Source organism: Streptomyces sp. NBC_00236 (genome assembly GCF_036195045.1).
Lineage (GTDB): Bacteria > Actinomycetota > Actinomycetes > Streptomycetales > Streptomycetaceae > Streptomyces.
Genome location: NZ_CP108100.1, coordinates 3,424,381 through 3,438,882 on the forward strand (window position 1 = coordinate 3,424,381; position 14,502 = coordinate 3,438,882).

Here is a 14,502-nt window from a genome sequence, read left to right on the forward strand (position 1 = left end):
CGACCGGTCCCGGATCTTCTCCGTCAGGCAGCGACGGCCGCCGCTCGCTTGGCCCGTGCGGCCCGGATGCCTTCGCGCCGGTCCGTGAAGGACGTGGCCTGGCTGTCCAGCCGGGCCACGAACGCGGCGAGTTCCTCGCGTGCCGCGTCGCCGGCCGGGCCGAACCCGTCCCGCTCGAACACGCGCAGATTGCGCAGGATCGGCATCACCACGCTGTCGTGGTGCAGCCGCAGGTCGTAGATGCCCGCGATGGCGATCTCCGCGGACTTGCGCCCGAAGTCCCTGATCGTCGAGCCGGGCATCTCGAACCCGGTCACGACATCGCGTACGGCCTCCATCGCCCGGTCGGGAGCGAGCTCGAACGCGGCGTCGACCAGGTTCCGGTAGAAGACCATGTGCAGGTTCTCGTCCGCCGCGATCCGGGCGAGCAGTGCGTCGCAGACCGGATCGGCGCTCACATGGCCGGTGTTGCGGTGCGAGATCCGGGTGGCGAGCTCCTGGAAGGAGGCGTACGCGATCGCGTGCAGGGCGCTGAAGCCGTCGGGGCGGTCGTATCCCGCCGACATGTGTGCCATCCGGGCCCGCTCCAGGGCCCTGGGGTCGACGGCCCGGGTGGCGAGGAGGTAGTCGCGCAGGGCGATGCCGTGCCGGGCCTCTTCGGCCGTCCAGCGGTTGACCCAGTTGCCCCAGGCCCCGTCCCTGCCGAACTCGGCCACCGCGAAGTGGTAGCCCGGCAGGTTGTCCTCGGTCAGGAGGTTGACCACGAGCGAGGTACGGGCCACCTCCGGGAGCTTCGCCTCGTCCTGGGTCCATGCCTCACCGCCGAGCGGGCCCTCGAAGTCCCGGCCTTGGCCCCACGGGATGTACTCGTGCGGGAACCACTCCTTGGCGACGTCGAGGTGGCGGTGGAGGTTGCTTTCCACCACGGGCTGGAGCTCGGCCAGCAGGGAGCTCTCGGCCCGTGCTGCGGAACGGTCCGAAGGGTCGGGACGGCCTGAAAGGTCGCTGGGTGGCATTGCGCTCTCTGTTCGTCTCGTCAGGAAGGGAAGGAGGTCGGGCGGGCCCGGGGGGCAGACGGTGGGCCCGTGCGGGCCCACCGCTGCGGATCCCTGCCGGGGTTCCGTGGAGCTGTGCCCTACGAGGGCCGCTGGGACCTCGCCCGGATCACCGGCGCGACCACCGCGGCCGCGACGGACCCGATGGCGCACGCGAGGAACACCTGCAGATAGCCCTGGTCGTCCAGGACGTTGTGGCGTTCGAGGATGGCCGCGAGGGCGGCGATGCCGAGCGCACCGCCGATCTGGCGGGTCGTCATGAGGAGTCCGGTACCGGAGGCGAAGCGCTGCGGCTCCAGCGAGGCGGTGGCCGCGTTCGAGATGGCGGTCAGGGCCGCGCCGATGCCGACACCGGCCACGACTCCGATGGGCAGCCAGACCGCCGCGTACTGCCGCTCCGTGCCGAGCAGCAGGTACATCGCCGCGCACGAGACGCCGAAGAGCCCGGCGCCCACGGCCACCGCGGCCCACTGGGCCCGGGGTGCGACCCGGCGCCCCACCACCAGGGCGCCGACCGCGGCGCTGAAGGCCCCCGGCGTGACGGCCAGGCCGGCCTTCAACTCCGAGTACCCCCACACGGCGTTGAGGAAGAGCAGGGAGCCGAGGAGGTAGGAGTACATGGCCGCACCGAAGAGCAGTGAGGAGACGTTGGTGGCGGCGAAGGCACGGTTGCGCCACAGGTCCCACTCGATGGCGGGCGCGGGGTGCCGGCGGGAGAGCAGCAGGGCCACCAGCACCAGTACGGCGCCGCCGCCCAGCAGGGCGAGGACCCGTCCGCTGCCCCAGCCCCAGTCCGTTCCCTGGGTCACACCGAAGACGACGCCGCCGATGCCCAGGGCGAGGGCGAGGGTGCCGACCGGGTCGGGCAGCCTGCGGCCGCTCGGCGCATCACCCGCGAGCCGCGCCGAGATCGCCACGATGGCCAGCCCGATCGGCAGGTTGATCAGGAAGACGCTGCGCCAGCCCCACACGTCCACCAGCAGACCGCCGAGGCTCGGCCCCACGGCCGCGGCCATGCTGCCGACCGCTCCCCAGACACCGACGGCGACCTGGCGGCGGGCCGCGGGGGTGTGCTGGAGCACCAGACCGAGCGCCGAGGGAATCATTCCGGCCGCCGCCACGCCCTGGAGCGCACGGGCGCCGACGAGCATCGGCACCCCGGTGGCGAACCCGCTCAGCACGGAGGCGAGGGTGAACAGGACCGTGGACCAGAGGAAGAGCCGCTTGCGTCCGATGACGTCGGCGACCCGGCCCGCGACGGCGAGGAGTGCCGCGAACACGACCGTGTACGACGTGACGACCCAGGTCAGCTGGGACAGCGAGGCGTCGGGGAAGTCGACGCGCAGGTCGGAGAACGCGATGTTCACGACCGTGGTGTCGAGGACCGCGAGGAAGGTCGCCCCGGACGCGACGAACAGCGCCAGCTTCGAGGCGGCCGATGCCTCCGCTGAGCCCTGCGGCGCCTGTTCCCCGGCCGACGCCGCGACGTCAGCCCGGCCCGCCCCGGGTGACTGCGGTGAAGCGGTGGTCATGCGTGGTCCCTTCGTCAAGGGGTCCACGACGTTGGACCCAGGGATAAAACTAAACGACCGTGCGTGCATTTAAAAGGCCGATACGACGGCGGGCGCGGGTCCGAAGCGGTCACTCCCCCGGCACCGGACGGGCGATGAAGTCCATCGCGGAGTCGATGACCGCCGCTTCACCGAGGACCTTGCGGTGCCCGAGCCCCGCGGTGATGACCAGCTCCGCCCGGTCCCCGTACGCCGCCTTGAGCGCGTACGCCTGCTCGACCGGGACCATCTCGTCGTCCTCGTCGTGGATGATCCGCATCGGCACCTTGATCTCGTCGGGCCTGCGGGTGGCGTCGAAGAACTCCCACGGACGGGGCACCTCCGCGAACAGCCGGTGCTCGATCCGGTCGCGCAGGTCCTGCCGCAGCCGGGGCCGGAGCCCCAGGATCTCCGCGAACTTGTCCGGGAAGTGGCCGAAGTCCTTCACCGCGGCGACCGTGACCAGCCGGCCCGCCTCGGTGCCGCCCCGCAGCGCGAGGAGCACGCTGGTGGCGCCGAGCGAATGGGCGATCACCGAGTGGAAGGCGCCGTACTCGTCCTGGAGCCGGCGGATGATCTCGCGGTACTCGAGGATCGTCGCACCCCGGCCCCCCGACTCCCCGTGCCCCGGGGCGTCGAAGGAGACGGGCGTCAGGCCCAGTTCCCGCAGCCGCGGCACGAAGCCGGCGTACCGGGAGGCCCTCGACTGCCACCCGTGCAGCATCAGGACGGGGCGTTCGCCGTCGCCCCAGCGATAGACCCGCACCCGCTGCCCGCCGACGGTCAGTTCCTCGGTCCCCGCCCGCTCGTGAACGGCCTGCTCGCGGGGCAGCACCTTGCCGCGCCGGACCGGATGACAGAAGAGGGAGAAGACCGCACGGCCCGCCAGACCGGGAGCCGGCCCGGACAGGGCGTTCAGCACGGCACCCGCGGCCGGCGCCCCGCGGGTCATGCGCCGGCCCCGGCGAGGCGGACGTCGAACGGTCGGCAGGTCATGGTCGGTCTCTCCACTGGATCGGAAGTCGTTGCGGGCCCACCACCCGGCCCACGGGGTGACCGCGCCTCACTTGCCCGCGGCCGCACTGCTCAGTCGCATCCCGCCCGGCGTCCGCGCCGGGATCCGGCCATGGCCCTGCACGCCGCGGGCCAGGGCCGTGGTCAGGTGCGCCCTGCCGGTGAGGTGCCGCTCCGGAGCGGCCGCGCCCAGGTCGCGCAGGGCGTCCACGACCTCGCGGAGATCCAGGGCGAGCTCCGCGAGGACGTCGGCGACGGCCGTCGCGTTGGAGCCGAGGATGTCGGTCCACAGCTCGGCGTCCCCCGCGGCGATCCGGATCACGTCCCGCAACCCCTGCCCGGCGAGCTGGAGTTGGGACTCGTCCCCGTCAAGCAGACGGGCGGCCAGCAGACTCGCCACCATGTGAGGGGTGTGCGAGATGAGAGCCACCGCCCGGTCGTGCTCAGCATGGCTCATCACCACCGGGCGGGCACCGCAGAGTTCGGCGAGTTCCGTCACCCGCTCGACCGCCTGCCGCCGGGCACCCGGGCCCGGCGTGACCACCCAGGGCTTGCCCTGGAAGAGGTCGGCCTGGGACGCGAGCGGACCCGACCGCTCGCGCCCGGCCATGGGATGCCCGCCCACATAGCGGCTCAGGTCGCAGCCCAGCTTCGCCGCCTCCTCCTGCGGCCCGGCCTTGACGCTCGCCACATCGGTGAAGTCATGCGCCAGGTCCCGCAGTTGGTGCTCACGCAGCGCCGAGGCCACGTGCTGCGGAGGAACCGCGAGGATCGCCAGGTCCACCGGCACCGGCGGAACGGCCACCAGGCCCGCGCCGAGACCGGCGGCGGTGCGGGCCGCCTCCGGGTCCTGGTCGATGAGGTAGGTGGCCACGCCCCGGCCCCGCAGGGCCAGGGCTATCGACGTACCGATCAGGCCGGTTCCGACCACTGCGGCACTGCGCATCAGCGGCTGCTCCACAACACCGGCAGATACTCCGGGTCGCTGTAGTCGGGCGTGCCTTCCGCGGTCCTGCGCACCAGCTCGTCGTGGTTGTACGCGACCTGGGTGCCGTCCGAGCGGAGGAAACTGCGGTAGCGGTTCTCGCCGTCCTGCAGGTGGAACGAGATGGCGCGGCGCGGACGGTCGCTGACGTTCGGACCGCTGCCGTGGTAGGTCCGGCAGTGGTGGAAGTTCACGTGCCCCTTCGGGATGTGCACGGGGATCTTCTTCACCTCGACGCCGTTGTACTGGGCGTTCTCCTCCAGCATGAGGTCGAGCTCGCTGCGGTCGCGCTCGGCGAAGTGCAGCGACGTGGCATCGTTGTCGGCTGTCTCCTTCCAGCGGTGACTGCCGTCCACCATCGTGATCGTGCCCATCTCCTCGCCGCAGTCGTGGAAGGGGATGAACGCGGTCAGCATCCGCTCGGACGTCGACGTGGCCCAGTAGTGACGGTCGAAGTGCCAGGGCACGATGTTCGACTGCTCCTCCGCGACCGGCGGCTTGAAGATCAGGGTGGACTGGAAGACCCGGATCTCCTCGGCCTCGGCGAGCCGCGCGGCCACGGCACCGAGCAGTGGCTTGCGCAGGATGCGGCCTATCGTGTCGTCCTCGTAGTGGATGTAGTCGTTGTGCCGCTGCACATCGCCGTGCTCCGGCTCCCAGTACGCCAGCTTGGACGGGCGCACCGGCAGCGTGCGGTCGCGGTGGCCGGCGTAGAAGCGCTCACTGGCCGACTCGAGGAGATCCACTTCCTCGTCGGTGAAGAGCTTCTTCGAGAGGTACCAGCCGTGCTCGGCGTAGAAGGCGACGTCTTCGTCGGAGGGAAGGAGCTCCCGCTCCTCCTCGGTCAGGGTGAACAGAGAGGCGTCCTGAACAGTCACGGTCTTCCTTCGGTACAAGTGAGACGAATTCGTTCGGGAGTGGCGGCTCTGCGCGCGGCAGACCACGCCTGGGTCTTCCGTTCGGATCAGGCCGGATCCCGCGAGCCCGGCATGATGCGGACGAGAGGCCCCGTAGGTCAGGCGGTCGCCTTCTCGCGGGCGACCGCTTCGTAGAGGGCCTTGATGTTGCCGCTGCCGAAGGTGCGGGCACCGTGCCGGTCGATGACCTCCCAGAAGAAGGTCTTCCGCACGTACACGGACTGCGTGAAGATCTGGAAGACCTGGCCCCAGTGGTCCTGGTCGACCAGGACGTTGGTGCGCCTGAGGTCCTCGATCCTCAGGTCCGGGCTGCCGAGGCGCTCCTCCAGCTCGCTGTAGTAGGCGTCGGGCGTCCCGAGGAACTTGACCCCGCGGTCCTCCAGCGCCGGCACGGTCGCCACGATGTCGTCGGTGAGCAGGGCGAGGTGCTGCACACCGGCACCGTTGTGACGTTCCAGGAAACCGTCGATCTGGCCGGGCTTGCGGTCCGCCACCGGCTCGATGAGGGTGAAGGTGACCTTCCCCGAGGGGCTCTGCACCACCATGGAGTCCATGGCCTGCTCCCCGACCTCGATGAACTCCTCGAAGATCTGGCTGAAGCCGAAGACCTTCTCGTAGAAGGCGACCGTGGGACGCAGCTGGCCGACCGGCAGGCATATCGCCGCATGGTCCACCGTGCTCAGCAGGTGCGCGCCCTCGTCCGGGTCCTCGGCGATGATGTCCATCTCACCGGGCATGAACTGCTCCGGGTCCCCGGTGCGCTGCACGAACCGGTGGGCGACGTCGCCGAAGCCGAGCACGGACGCGGTGACGACCTCGGCACCGTCCCTGCTGTGCGTCCTCGGCTCCTCGACCGCGACGGCGCCCCGCTCGACGGCGAGCGCGAACGCCTTGGCGGCATCGGTCACCTCGAACGCGATGTTGGCCACGCCGTCACCGTGCTGCGCCACATAGGCCGCCGCCGGGTGCTCCGCGCTCAGCGCGGAGGTCAGCACGACCTTGATGCCTCCCTGCTTCAGCAGCAGGGAGCGCCGGCCGGCCTGCCCCGTCTCGGGACCGGCCTGGCCGCACACACGGAATCCGAACGCGGTGCAGAGGTAGAACGCCGACTGCTGGGCGTCCCCTACGTAGAACTCGATATGGTCCACGGCTCCGATGTTCACGCGTTGTTCCCTTTCCTCTAGCGCTTCTTGGGGGTGCTCGCCGCACCGAGCAGGAGGCTGACGTTGTGGCCGCCGAAGGCGAACGAGTTCGAGATCGCGGCCTCGATCCGCTGCTGCCTGGCCTCGCCGCGCACATGGTCCAGATCGCAGGCCGGGTCCACCTCGTCGAGGTTGTGCGTCGGCGGCATCCGGCCCTGCGAGATCGCCAGCGCGCAGACGGCCGCCTCCAGCGCGCCGGAACCGCCCAGCAGATGGCCCGTCATCGACTTCGTACTGCTGACGGCCGGGGAGCGGTCCCCGAAGACGGCGTGCACGGCCTTCGTCTCGGCGATGTCGCCCAGCTTGGTCGCCGTGCCGTGCGCGTTGATGTAGCCGATGTCCTGCGGGCCGAGCCCGGCCGTGGCGAGCGCGCCGCGCATGCTCATCGCGGCGCCCTCACCGTCGGGGCGCGGTGCCGTCGGCCGGTACGCGTCGGTGGTGGCGCCCCAGCCGAGGAGATCGGCATAGCCCGCCGCACCGCGTGCCTCCGCGTGCCCGGCACGCTCGACGACGAGCACGCCCGCGCCCTCGGCCAGCACGAACCCGTTGCGGCGCCGGTCGAAGGGGCGGCTGGCCGCCTCCGGGTCGTCCCAGTCGTGGGACAGCGCCCGGGCGTGCGCGAACGCCAGCGCGGAGGTGGGGTTGAGCGGGGCCTCGGAGCCGCCGCAGACCACCACGTCCGCCTCGCCGTACCGGATCAGCCGCGCCGCCTCCGCCACCGCGTGGGCACCGGCGGCGCACGCCGTCGCGATGGCCGAACTCCAGCCACGTATCCCGTACTTGATGGCGATCCGGGCGGCCGCCATGTTCGGCAGCATGCCCGGGAGCAGATAGGGGCTGACCGCGGTCGGGCCGCGCTCCGCACGCGCCAGCGCCTGCGCCTCGTACGTGGTCAGACCGCCCGCCCCGCTGGAGATGATCACCGCGACCCGGTGCGGGTCGGCATCGCGCCCGACGACCAGGCCCGCATCGGCCATCGCGTCGTCCGCCGCGGCCAGGGCCATCAGGGCGTAGCGGTCGACGAGCCGGCCCTCGCTCGGCGGCAGCACCTCACCGGCCGCGATGTCCGGCGCGATGCCGGCCACGTCAACGGTTCCGTCGAGGAGGTGCCCCGCCGGCGGCCTGACCAGGCCGGACTTGCCGTGGCACAGCGCGTCGAAGGTGTCCGCCGCGCCGCGGCCGAGCGAGCTGAAGGTGCCGATGCCCGTGATGACGGCGGCCGACTCCGTGGTGCGCCCGTTCATACGCCCACCTGCTCAGCGCTCTTCTCGGTACCGAGAAGCTCACCGTCGAGGAAGCGCTGGCGCAGCAGGATCTTGCGGACCTTCCCGGTGGTCCCGAGCGGAATGCTCTCCGGGCTGACGACCACCACACGTTCGACGGTGCGGCCGACATGGGGTTCGAGGGCGGCGAGCACCTCCTCGGTCCGGTCGGCCTCCTGGTCCGCCGCCGGGTCGAGGATCAGCAGGACGGAGGTGACGACCCGGCCCTCCGTCCGCAGGGCGACGACGGTGCACTCGCGCACGTCCTCGCACTGCGCGAGGACCTGCTCCTCGCAGAGCATCGTGAAGAGCTTCCTGCCCTCACCGAGGTCCACGGCGTCCACCGCGCGGTCGACGTGGTAGTAGTACCCCTCCCCGTCCCGGAAGACGAGGTCGCCGGTCAGGAAGTAGCCGTCCCGGCGGGTGCGGTAGGTGGTCACGGAGTCGTTCCAGTAACCGGGCGACAGCGTGGGCGCGTTGATGACGAGCTGACCGACCTGTCCGGTGCCGAGCTTCTCGCCGTCGTCATCGATGACCGCCACCTCGGAGAAGGCGTGCGGCTTGCCGATGCACCGTCCGTACCGGGCGGTGTCGGACGTGTGGGTGATGAAGAACTGGGAGTGCCCCATCTCCGAGGAGCCGAGACCGTCCACGAAGAACGAACCGGGGCGGCGGACGCGGCCCTGCGAGGTGACGGACTCCCGGCTGCCCACGGCGATGAGCTTGCGGATGTGCGCCTCGTGCGCGCAGTCACCGGTGTTCCACCAGGTGCTGACGGAGTCCAGCTTGCGCGCCGACAGGTCGATGCCGGCCAGTTCGGACCAGGTGGTGGCGAAGCCCAGCACGCTGTGCGGCTGCCAGGACTCGATGGCGTCGAGTACCGGACCCGCGGTCTGCTGCGACAGGACGGCCAGCTGGGCACGGTTGGTCAGCGCCAGGTTCACGGCGATGACCGTGGCCGCGTGTGCGGACGGGAGGACGCCCAGCATCCGGTCGACACCCTGGCCCTTGGGCAGCGTCAGACGGTGCCGGATGGCCGCGAAGAGGCTGTGGTGGGTGTGGGTCACCGCCTTGGGCAGGCCCGTGGTTCCGGAGGAGTGGGTGATGACGACGGGCTCGCTGCCGTGGTGCCGGTAGGGCTTCGGGGCCGCGCTCGGGTCGCCCTTGCCGAGGTCGGCCGGGTCCGCGAGCAGCGGGGTCGTGGACCCGGCCGACGACAGTGCGTCCCCGTGCGCGGTGTCGGCGATGACGCCGACCGCGCGCAGCCGCTTGATGTACTCGACGGCGAGCTCGGCGGGCACCCTGCCGTTGACGAGGGCGGGGATCGCGCCGAGGCGCGCCAGCGCCAGATAGCTGAGCACCTGGTCGGCGGCGGTCGTCACGAAGACCGCGACCGGGTCCCTGGGCTTGATGCCGAGTGCGTGCAGCGCGGCCGCCCGGGCCGCCACCCGGTCGCCCAGCTCGGCCAGCGACAGGGCCTGCCAGGCCGGGTGCCCGTCCACATCGGTGTCGAAGGTCAGGGTCGGCGCGTCGAGGCCGGTGCCCCGCTCAAGGAGTGTGGTCACGACGTTGCCGACGCCCAGCCTCTGATCGGCCGCGAATTCCACGCGCTCGTTCTTCGGATTCATTCCTCGGTGTCTCCACTTTCTGAATCGGACTCTTCGCGTACGACGCGCTGCGGGACGGGGACTTTCGTTCGGGTGTGGCCGGCTACGGGAGCGGGTTCCGGTGCGTGCGGCTGCAAGGCGGAGGAGGGAGTCGCTGCGGAGCATGGGCGACCGACGGCAACGCGGCAGATGCGCGTGCCGGGGCCCGGGAGCCCGGCCTGATCCGAACGAGAGGCCCTGGGTGGGCTAGCCCGCGCCCTGCTGCCGCGCCTGCCGATCCCGTGCCGCCCCCTCCCACCCGTGCCCGGAGGCGAGCGGGCAGGGAGGGATCGGCTCCCGCGCCGGGACCGGCCGTGGACTCACTTGGCCGCGGCGGCGGCGGACACCCGGTCGACGATCTCCTTGACCAGGCCGGCGACCGTCAGCAGCGCGACGGTCTCCATCTCGTCCTCTTCGAACTTCACGCCGTACGTGTCCTCGACCTGGATGGCGACCTCGGCGACGGAGAGCGACTCCAGGTCCAGCCCGGCCGGGCCCAGCGGGGTGTCGCCGGTGACATCCGAAACGTCGTAGTTCATGTTCGCCAGGGCCTCGATGATGAACTTCTCGACCTCAGTGGACATTTGATTGACTCCTCTTCATGGACATGCACCCGGGACTGGCCCCGGACACGGTGACGGTGCTGTGGTGCACCACGGATGGGGACGAGCGTCGGAAGGCGCACACCTTGCTGGTGCGGACCGCAGCCGACATGCTCGATGTCCCGCTATCCGAGCTCTGGTTGACGCACAGGGAGGACGGCCGCCCGGTTCTCGGCGGCGCCGGCGGGGCGCTGCGGGTCAGCGTCACTCATGCGCGCGGGGCACTGGCCGTCGCACTGACCGGCGGGTCCCCTGTGGGTGTGGATGTGGAAGTCGTCCGCCGGCTACGGGCCGAGGCGATGGCGCGGGCCTGGCTCGCCCCGGTCGAGGCGGCCTGGGTGGCGGGTCTGCCCGAGGAGGACCGGTCAGCCGCCTTCCTGTGGTTGTGGACGCAGAAGGAGTCGGTCGGCAAGGCGCTCGGCCGGGGGCTGCGCCGGGGAGGCATGAGCCGCCGGGTTCCGCTGCCGGAGCCCTGGCCTCCCGTCGCGGGTGGACCGCCGGTACTGCGGCCGCTGCCCGGCGATCCGGGGATCACGTCCGCGGCCGCCGTCGTCGGGGGCGGACGCCTTGTCATCGGTGTCGCCCGGCACGGTGGCACCGGGAGCGGGCCGCGCCCCGGTGCCGTACATCTCAGGGTTCATCAGGTCTCCCCCGTCGCGTACAGCTGACCTGGTCACACAGCGGCCGCCGACCGTACGGCGGCTCGGAGGATCTCGGTGTTCCGCACCGGCTTCCCCGTCGCGGTGCGCGGGAGTTCCGGCAGCAGGTTGAGCGAGCGCGGCCGCTTGTACGGCGCCAGGCGGGTCGCGAGACAGGCGGCGAGGCCGTCGAACGCGGCCTGCTCGGTGACCGTCACGAACGCCTCGATCCCGGTGCCGTGCACGACCACGGCATCGGTGACGCCGGGCAGCGCGGAGATGGACGCCTCGATCTCGGAGAGGTCCACCTTGAGTCCGCCGATGGACACCTGGGAGTCGAGCCGGCCATGGACCGTCAGCAGGCCCGTCGCCTCGTCGAAGCTCCCCGCGTCCTTGGTGCGCAGCCAGCCGTCCACGTACCGGCTCGGGTCGGTCAGTCCGACGTACGGTGTGGCCGGCAGGCCGAGCAGGATCTCGCCGTCCTCGACCCGTACCCGCACACCGGGCGCCGGAGTCAGCCCGGGACGGGTGGCCCCGGTGAGGTCCGTGGCGATGACGCCGACCTCGGTCATGCCGTACATGACGCCCAGTTCGGCGCCGTAGCCCTGGGTGAACCGGTCCCGGACAGCCGTCTTGACCAGCTCGCCTCCGGTGATCATGCGCCGCAGCTGGGGCAGTTGTGGCGGCGTCTGCGCCGCGGCGAGCACGGCCGCCTGGGACGGGACGCCGAGGACGGTCGTCGGCTCGCTGCCCGCCGCGACGGCCTTGAGGATGCCGTCGACGGTCTGCCGCCTGGGCAGCACGACCTGCGTTCCGCTGGCGAGTCCGTAGAGCAACCCGCCGACCAGGCCGAGCACATGGACGATCGAGGCCAGCACCACGGTGCGTTCGCCCCGGCGCGGGAATCCCTCCAGCCGTCCGTACCGGTCGATCTCCGCGAGGAGACTGCCGGCGGTTCGGCCGATGACCTTGGACGGTCCGGTGGAGCCCGAACTCAGCTGCAGCAGCACATGATCCGTGGCGGCCGGCCGGCCACCGCGCAGCGGGGTGACACGGGTGTCGACCTCGAAGAATCCGCGCAGTGTCCCGCTGACGTCGGTAACCGGCTCGACGACCAGCTGCGGCGCCAGACGGGCGACCGCCTTGCCGACTTCATGCGTCGTCAACCGGTAGTCGAGCAGAACCACTTGGGCGCCGGCACGCCACCCGGAAAGCATCGCGACGATACAGCCGAGCGAGGGCGGCAGCCGTACGGCGACGGTGCCTCCGGCGACCAGGCCGGCCGCTTCGAGGCGCTGCTGCTGCTCCTCGACCAGCCGCCGAAGCTCCGCCCGGCTCACGGGTTCACCCAGATGGAGGGCGATATCCCGCCCATCCCCCTGAAGTAATATTTCATCGACCCAGGCGCCCTCGGCGCAAACGGGCCCGCTGGGCACCGTTCCCCCCACAGGAATCCCCACCTATCACAGATTGCGGAACGACCCGACTTGCGATCGGACGACTCTGTCCATCGGCATAGCGGACGTGCGGTGCCACCGCATTTCCTCGGCGACACATTCATGCTTGCGGATTACCAGTGAGTAATCAAGCAAAGCCTGATGTGAATTAATACTCATGGGTAGCCCGGTCACGGCCCCGGAAAGCCCTTTCCGGGTACGCCGAAAGTCCCCATTCATTGATGAACAATAAATGAATGGGGTTCGACGTGATCGCCATATGCGTGTGATTCGGACCGGCTCAAACCGGTTCAGTGACGAACAATTCCCGAACCCTGGAAATCGCCGACCCGGGGGGCGCCCATCAGCGCCATGACCTCGGAGAACTCGTCCATCAGAGTCCGGAGAACGGACTCGACCCCGTCACTTCCGGAATGCGCAAGTCCCCAGATAGCCGGTCGCCCGACGAAGACGGCGTCCGCCCCCAGGCACAGACCCTTCGCGATATCGGCGCCATACCGAACCGCCCCGTCCAGGACGATCTGACAGCGCCCCCCGACGGCTTCGGCGATCTCCGGGAGGGCGTCGGCGGCAGGTTGCGCAAAGTCCAACTGCCGCCCACCGTGGTTCGAGACGACAATCCCGTCGATTCCACACTCGACGGCCCGGCCGGCGTCCTCGCCCGAGAGGACACCCTTCAATACCACGGGCAGCGAGGTGCGCTCACGGAGCCATTCAAGATCCGCCCAGGTAATAGAAGGATCAAATTGTTCCTTCGAATGCCGCGCGATAGCGGACTCCCCCGCCTCCGCCTCGTACGAGACGGACATCACGGAAGAGTCTACGTTCACCGCACGAATTCCCGCCGGAACGGCGAAACCGTTCCGCGCGTCCCTCGGGCGATGCGCCACCAGCGGAGCGTCGACCGTGAGCACCAGCGCCCGATAGCCCGCGTCCTCCGCGCGCCGGATCAGGTCGACCAGCAGCGCGCGCCGCTTCAGCCAGTAGAGCTGCAACCAGAGCGGGCCGGTCGCCGCCGCCGCGATGTCCTCGATGCTGCGGCTGGCGAACATGCTGACCGTGAAGAGCGCCCCCACGGCGCCGGCGGCACGTGCGGTCGCCACCTCGCCCTCGGGATGCGCGAGTTGATGGTAGGCCACGGGCGCGATGCCCAGCGGAGCCGCCAACCGCGCCCCGAGCAGCGTCGTTCCGGGCTCGCACGCCGAGACATCGACGAGGCACCGGGGGCGCAGCCGCAGCCGGTCGAGCGCGTCACGCCCCGCGGACAGCATCGACTCGGTGCCGCTGCCACCCTCCAGGAAGTCCCACACCGGGCCGGACAGTCGCTCCCTGGCCGAAGCCTCGTAGTCGCGTAACGCCAACGCCGCCACTCTGCATCCCCCCGTTACAACTAACCGCACGGCCGTACGGTAAATGTACTCTTGCACAATGACCGCACGGTCGTCCACTTAGTACAGTGGGCGGGCCCGCCGCACGGGGATGTGACCCCCGCAGGGGAGATGAGGAGGTGTCGCGTGACTCTGGCGCGCCCCGATGGACGGATCGAACGCGGCAACCAGACACGGCAGTTGATCCTGCAGCACGCCGTCGGCATCGCATCGGTCGAAGGTCTCGAAGGGCTGTCCCTGGGACGACTGGCCAATGAACTGAAGCTGAGCAAGAGCGGGGTGTTCGCCCTGTTCGGCTCGAAGGAGGAGCTGCAGGTCGCCACCGTGCACGCCGCCATCAAGGTCCTCATCGAGCACGTGGTGCAGCCGACCCGCGAACTGCCCGCGGGTCTCGGCCGGCTCCTGCTGCTCTGCCGCAGGTGGCTCACCTACTCGGAGCAGCGCGTCTTTCCCGGAGGCTGCTTCTTCTACTCGGTCTCGGCCGAGTACGACGCCCGCGAGGGCAGGGTGCATGACACGGTCGCCGCAGCACACAGCAACTGGTTCTCCTTCGTCGAGCAGACGATCGACGACGCCCGGCAGGTGGGCGAGGTCCGGGACGACACGGACATTCCCCAGCTCGCCTTCGAGCTCGTCGCGCTCCTGGAGATGGCCAACGCCGAATCCGTACTGCACAACAACTTCGCCTGTTACAGCAGGGCAGCCAACGGCATCCTGACCCGCCTGCACGGCGTGACGACGGACCCCTCGCTGCTGCCCGACAGACCCTGACACCGTCCGCGGTCC

13 protein-coding genes are annotated in these 14,502 nt (G+C 70.6%); 2 read left to right on the top strand and 11 right to left on the bottom strand.

All coding sequences use genetic code 11. The features are described from left to right. Positions 1 to 23 precede the first annotated feature (23 nt). The 9 genes from OG446_RS15255 to OG446_RS15295 form a co-directional block, all read right to left on the bottom strand. The gene (locus OG446_RS15255; protein WP_328894559.1) at positions 24 to 1,016 is read right to left on the bottom strand and encodes an acyl-ACP desaturase; all 993 of its coding nucleotides are present in this window, start codon (positions 1,014 to 1,016) and stop codon (positions 24 to 26) included. Positions 1,017 to 1,135: 119 nt separating this feature from the next. Further along, positions 1,136 to 2,587, bottom strand: coding sequence for a DHA2 family efflux MFS transporter permease subunit (locus OG446_RS15260; RefSeq protein WP_328894560.1), 1,452 nt, complete (start codon positions 2,585 to 2,587; stop codon positions 1,136 to 1,138). A gap of 109 nt (positions 2,588 to 2,696) precedes the next feature. Beyond that, positions 2,697 to 3,557 carry an alpha/beta hydrolase gene (locus OG446_RS15265; protein WP_328894561.1) on the bottom strand — a complete coding sequence of 287 codons (861 nt, stop codon included), beginning with the start codon at positions 3,555 to 3,557 and terminating at the stop codon, positions 2,697 to 2,699. A 111-nt stretch (positions 3,558 to 3,668) separates the two neighbouring features. Further along, positions 3,669 to 4,565, bottom strand: a complete 897-nt coding sequence (locus OG446_RS15270) for a prephenate dehydrogenase (protein WP_328894562.1) — start codon at positions 4,563 to 4,565, stop codon at positions 3,669 to 3,671. Then, positions 4,565 to 5,482 carry a phytanoyl-CoA dioxygenase family protein gene (locus OG446_RS15275; RefSeq protein WP_328894563.1) on the bottom strand — a complete coding sequence of 306 codons (918 nt, stop codon included), beginning with the start codon at positions 5,480 to 5,482 and terminating at the stop codon, positions 4,565 to 4,567. The genes OG446_RS15270 and OG446_RS15275 overlap by 1 nt, the downstream gene beginning before the upstream one ends. 137 nt (positions 5,483 to 5,619) lie before the next feature. Further along, positions 5,620 to 6,684, bottom strand: coding sequence for a 4-hydroxyphenylpyruvate dioxygenase (hppD, locus tag OG446_RS15280; RefSeq protein WP_328894564.1), 1,065 nt, complete (start codon positions 6,682 to 6,684; stop codon positions 5,620 to 5,622). Positions 6,685 to 6,701: 17 nt separating this feature from the next. Further along, entirely contained in the window at positions 6,702 to 7,967 is a 1,266-nt protein-coding gene (locus OG446_RS15285; protein WP_328894565.1) for a beta-ketoacyl-[acyl-carrier-protein] synthase family protein, read from the bottom strand. Then, positions 7,964 to 9,613: a class I adenylate-forming enzyme family protein gene (locus tag OG446_RS15290; RefSeq protein ID WP_328894566.1), complete on the bottom strand. Its 1,650-nt coding sequence runs from the start codon at positions 9,611 to 9,613 to the stop codon at positions 7,964 to 7,966. Before OG446_RS15290 ends, OG446_RS15285 begins: the two co-directional genes overlap by 4 nt. Positions 9,614 to 9,951: 338 nt before the next feature. After that, complete coding sequence (locus tag OG446_RS15295; protein WP_326661071.1) at positions 9,952 to 10,215, bottom strand: acyl carrier protein; 264 nt, start codon at positions 10,213 to 10,215, stop codon at positions 9,952 to 9,954. Between the two features lie 17 nt (positions 10,216 to 10,232). On the opposite strand from OG446_RS15295, the gene OG446_RS15300 reads away from it, so the two are divergent. Beyond that, positions 10,233 to 10,901, top strand: coding sequence for a 4'-phosphopantetheinyl transferase family protein (locus OG446_RS15300; RefSeq protein ID WP_328894567.1), 669 nt, complete (start codon positions 10,233 to 10,235; stop codon positions 10,899 to 10,901). Positions 10,902 to 10,906: 5 nt separating this feature from the next. On the opposite strand, the gene OG446_RS15305 is transcribed toward OG446_RS15300, so the two are convergent. After that, on the bottom strand, positions 10,907 to 12,211 hold the full coding sequence (locus OG446_RS15305; protein ID WP_328894568.1) for a class I adenylate-forming enzyme family protein: 1,305 nt from the start codon (positions 12,209 to 12,211) through the stop codon (positions 10,907 to 10,909). Positions 12,212 to 12,618: 407 nt separating this feature from the next. Further along, positions 12,619 to 13,698: an alpha-hydroxy acid oxidase gene (locus OG446_RS15310; RefSeq protein WP_328894569.1), complete on the bottom strand. Its 1,080-nt coding sequence runs from the start codon at positions 13,696 to 13,698 to the stop codon at positions 12,619 to 12,621. Positions 13,699 to 13,842: 144 nt separating this feature from the next. On the opposite strand from OG446_RS15310, the gene OG446_RS15315 reads away from it, so the two are divergent. Next, complete coding sequence (locus OG446_RS15315) at positions 13,843 to 14,487, top strand: TetR/AcrR family transcriptional regulator (RefSeq protein ID WP_328894570.1); 645 nt, start codon at positions 13,843 to 13,845, stop codon at positions 14,485 to 14,487. The last annotated feature ends 15 nt before the right edge of the window (positions 14,488 to 14,502 follow it).

Coding starts and splice junctions, on each gene's coding strand:
- OG446_RS15270 (WP_328894562.1), bottom strand. CDS start 4,565: ATGCGCAGTGCCGCAGTGGTCGGAACCGGCCTGATCGGTACGTCGATA.
- OG446_RS15290 (WP_328894566.1), bottom strand. CDS start 9,613: ATGAATCCGAAGAACGAGCGCGTGGAATTCGCGGCCGATCAGAGGCTG.
- OG446_RS15260 (WP_328894560.1), bottom strand. CDS start 2,587: ATGACCACCGCTTCACCGCAGTCACCCGGGGCGGGCCGGGCTGACGTC.
- OG446_RS15255 (WP_328894559.1), bottom strand. CDS start 1,016: ATGCCACCCAGCGACCTTTCAGGCCGTCCCGACCCTTCGGACCGTTCC.
- OG446_RS15300 (WP_328894567.1), top strand. CDS start 10,233: ATGGACATGCACCCGGGACTGGCCCCGGACACGGTGACGGTGCTGTGG.
- OG446_RS15265 (WP_328894561.1), bottom strand. CDS start 3,557: ATGACCCGCGGGGCGCCGGCCGCGGGTGCCGTGCTGAACGCCCTGTCC.
- OG446_RS15285 (WP_328894565.1), bottom strand. CDS start 7,967: ATGAACGGGCGCACCACGGAGTCGGCCGCCGTCATCACGGGCATCGGC.
- OG446_RS15295 (WP_326661071.1), bottom strand. CDS start 10,215: ATGTCCACTGAGGTCGAGAAGTTCATCATCGAGGCCCTGGCGAACATG.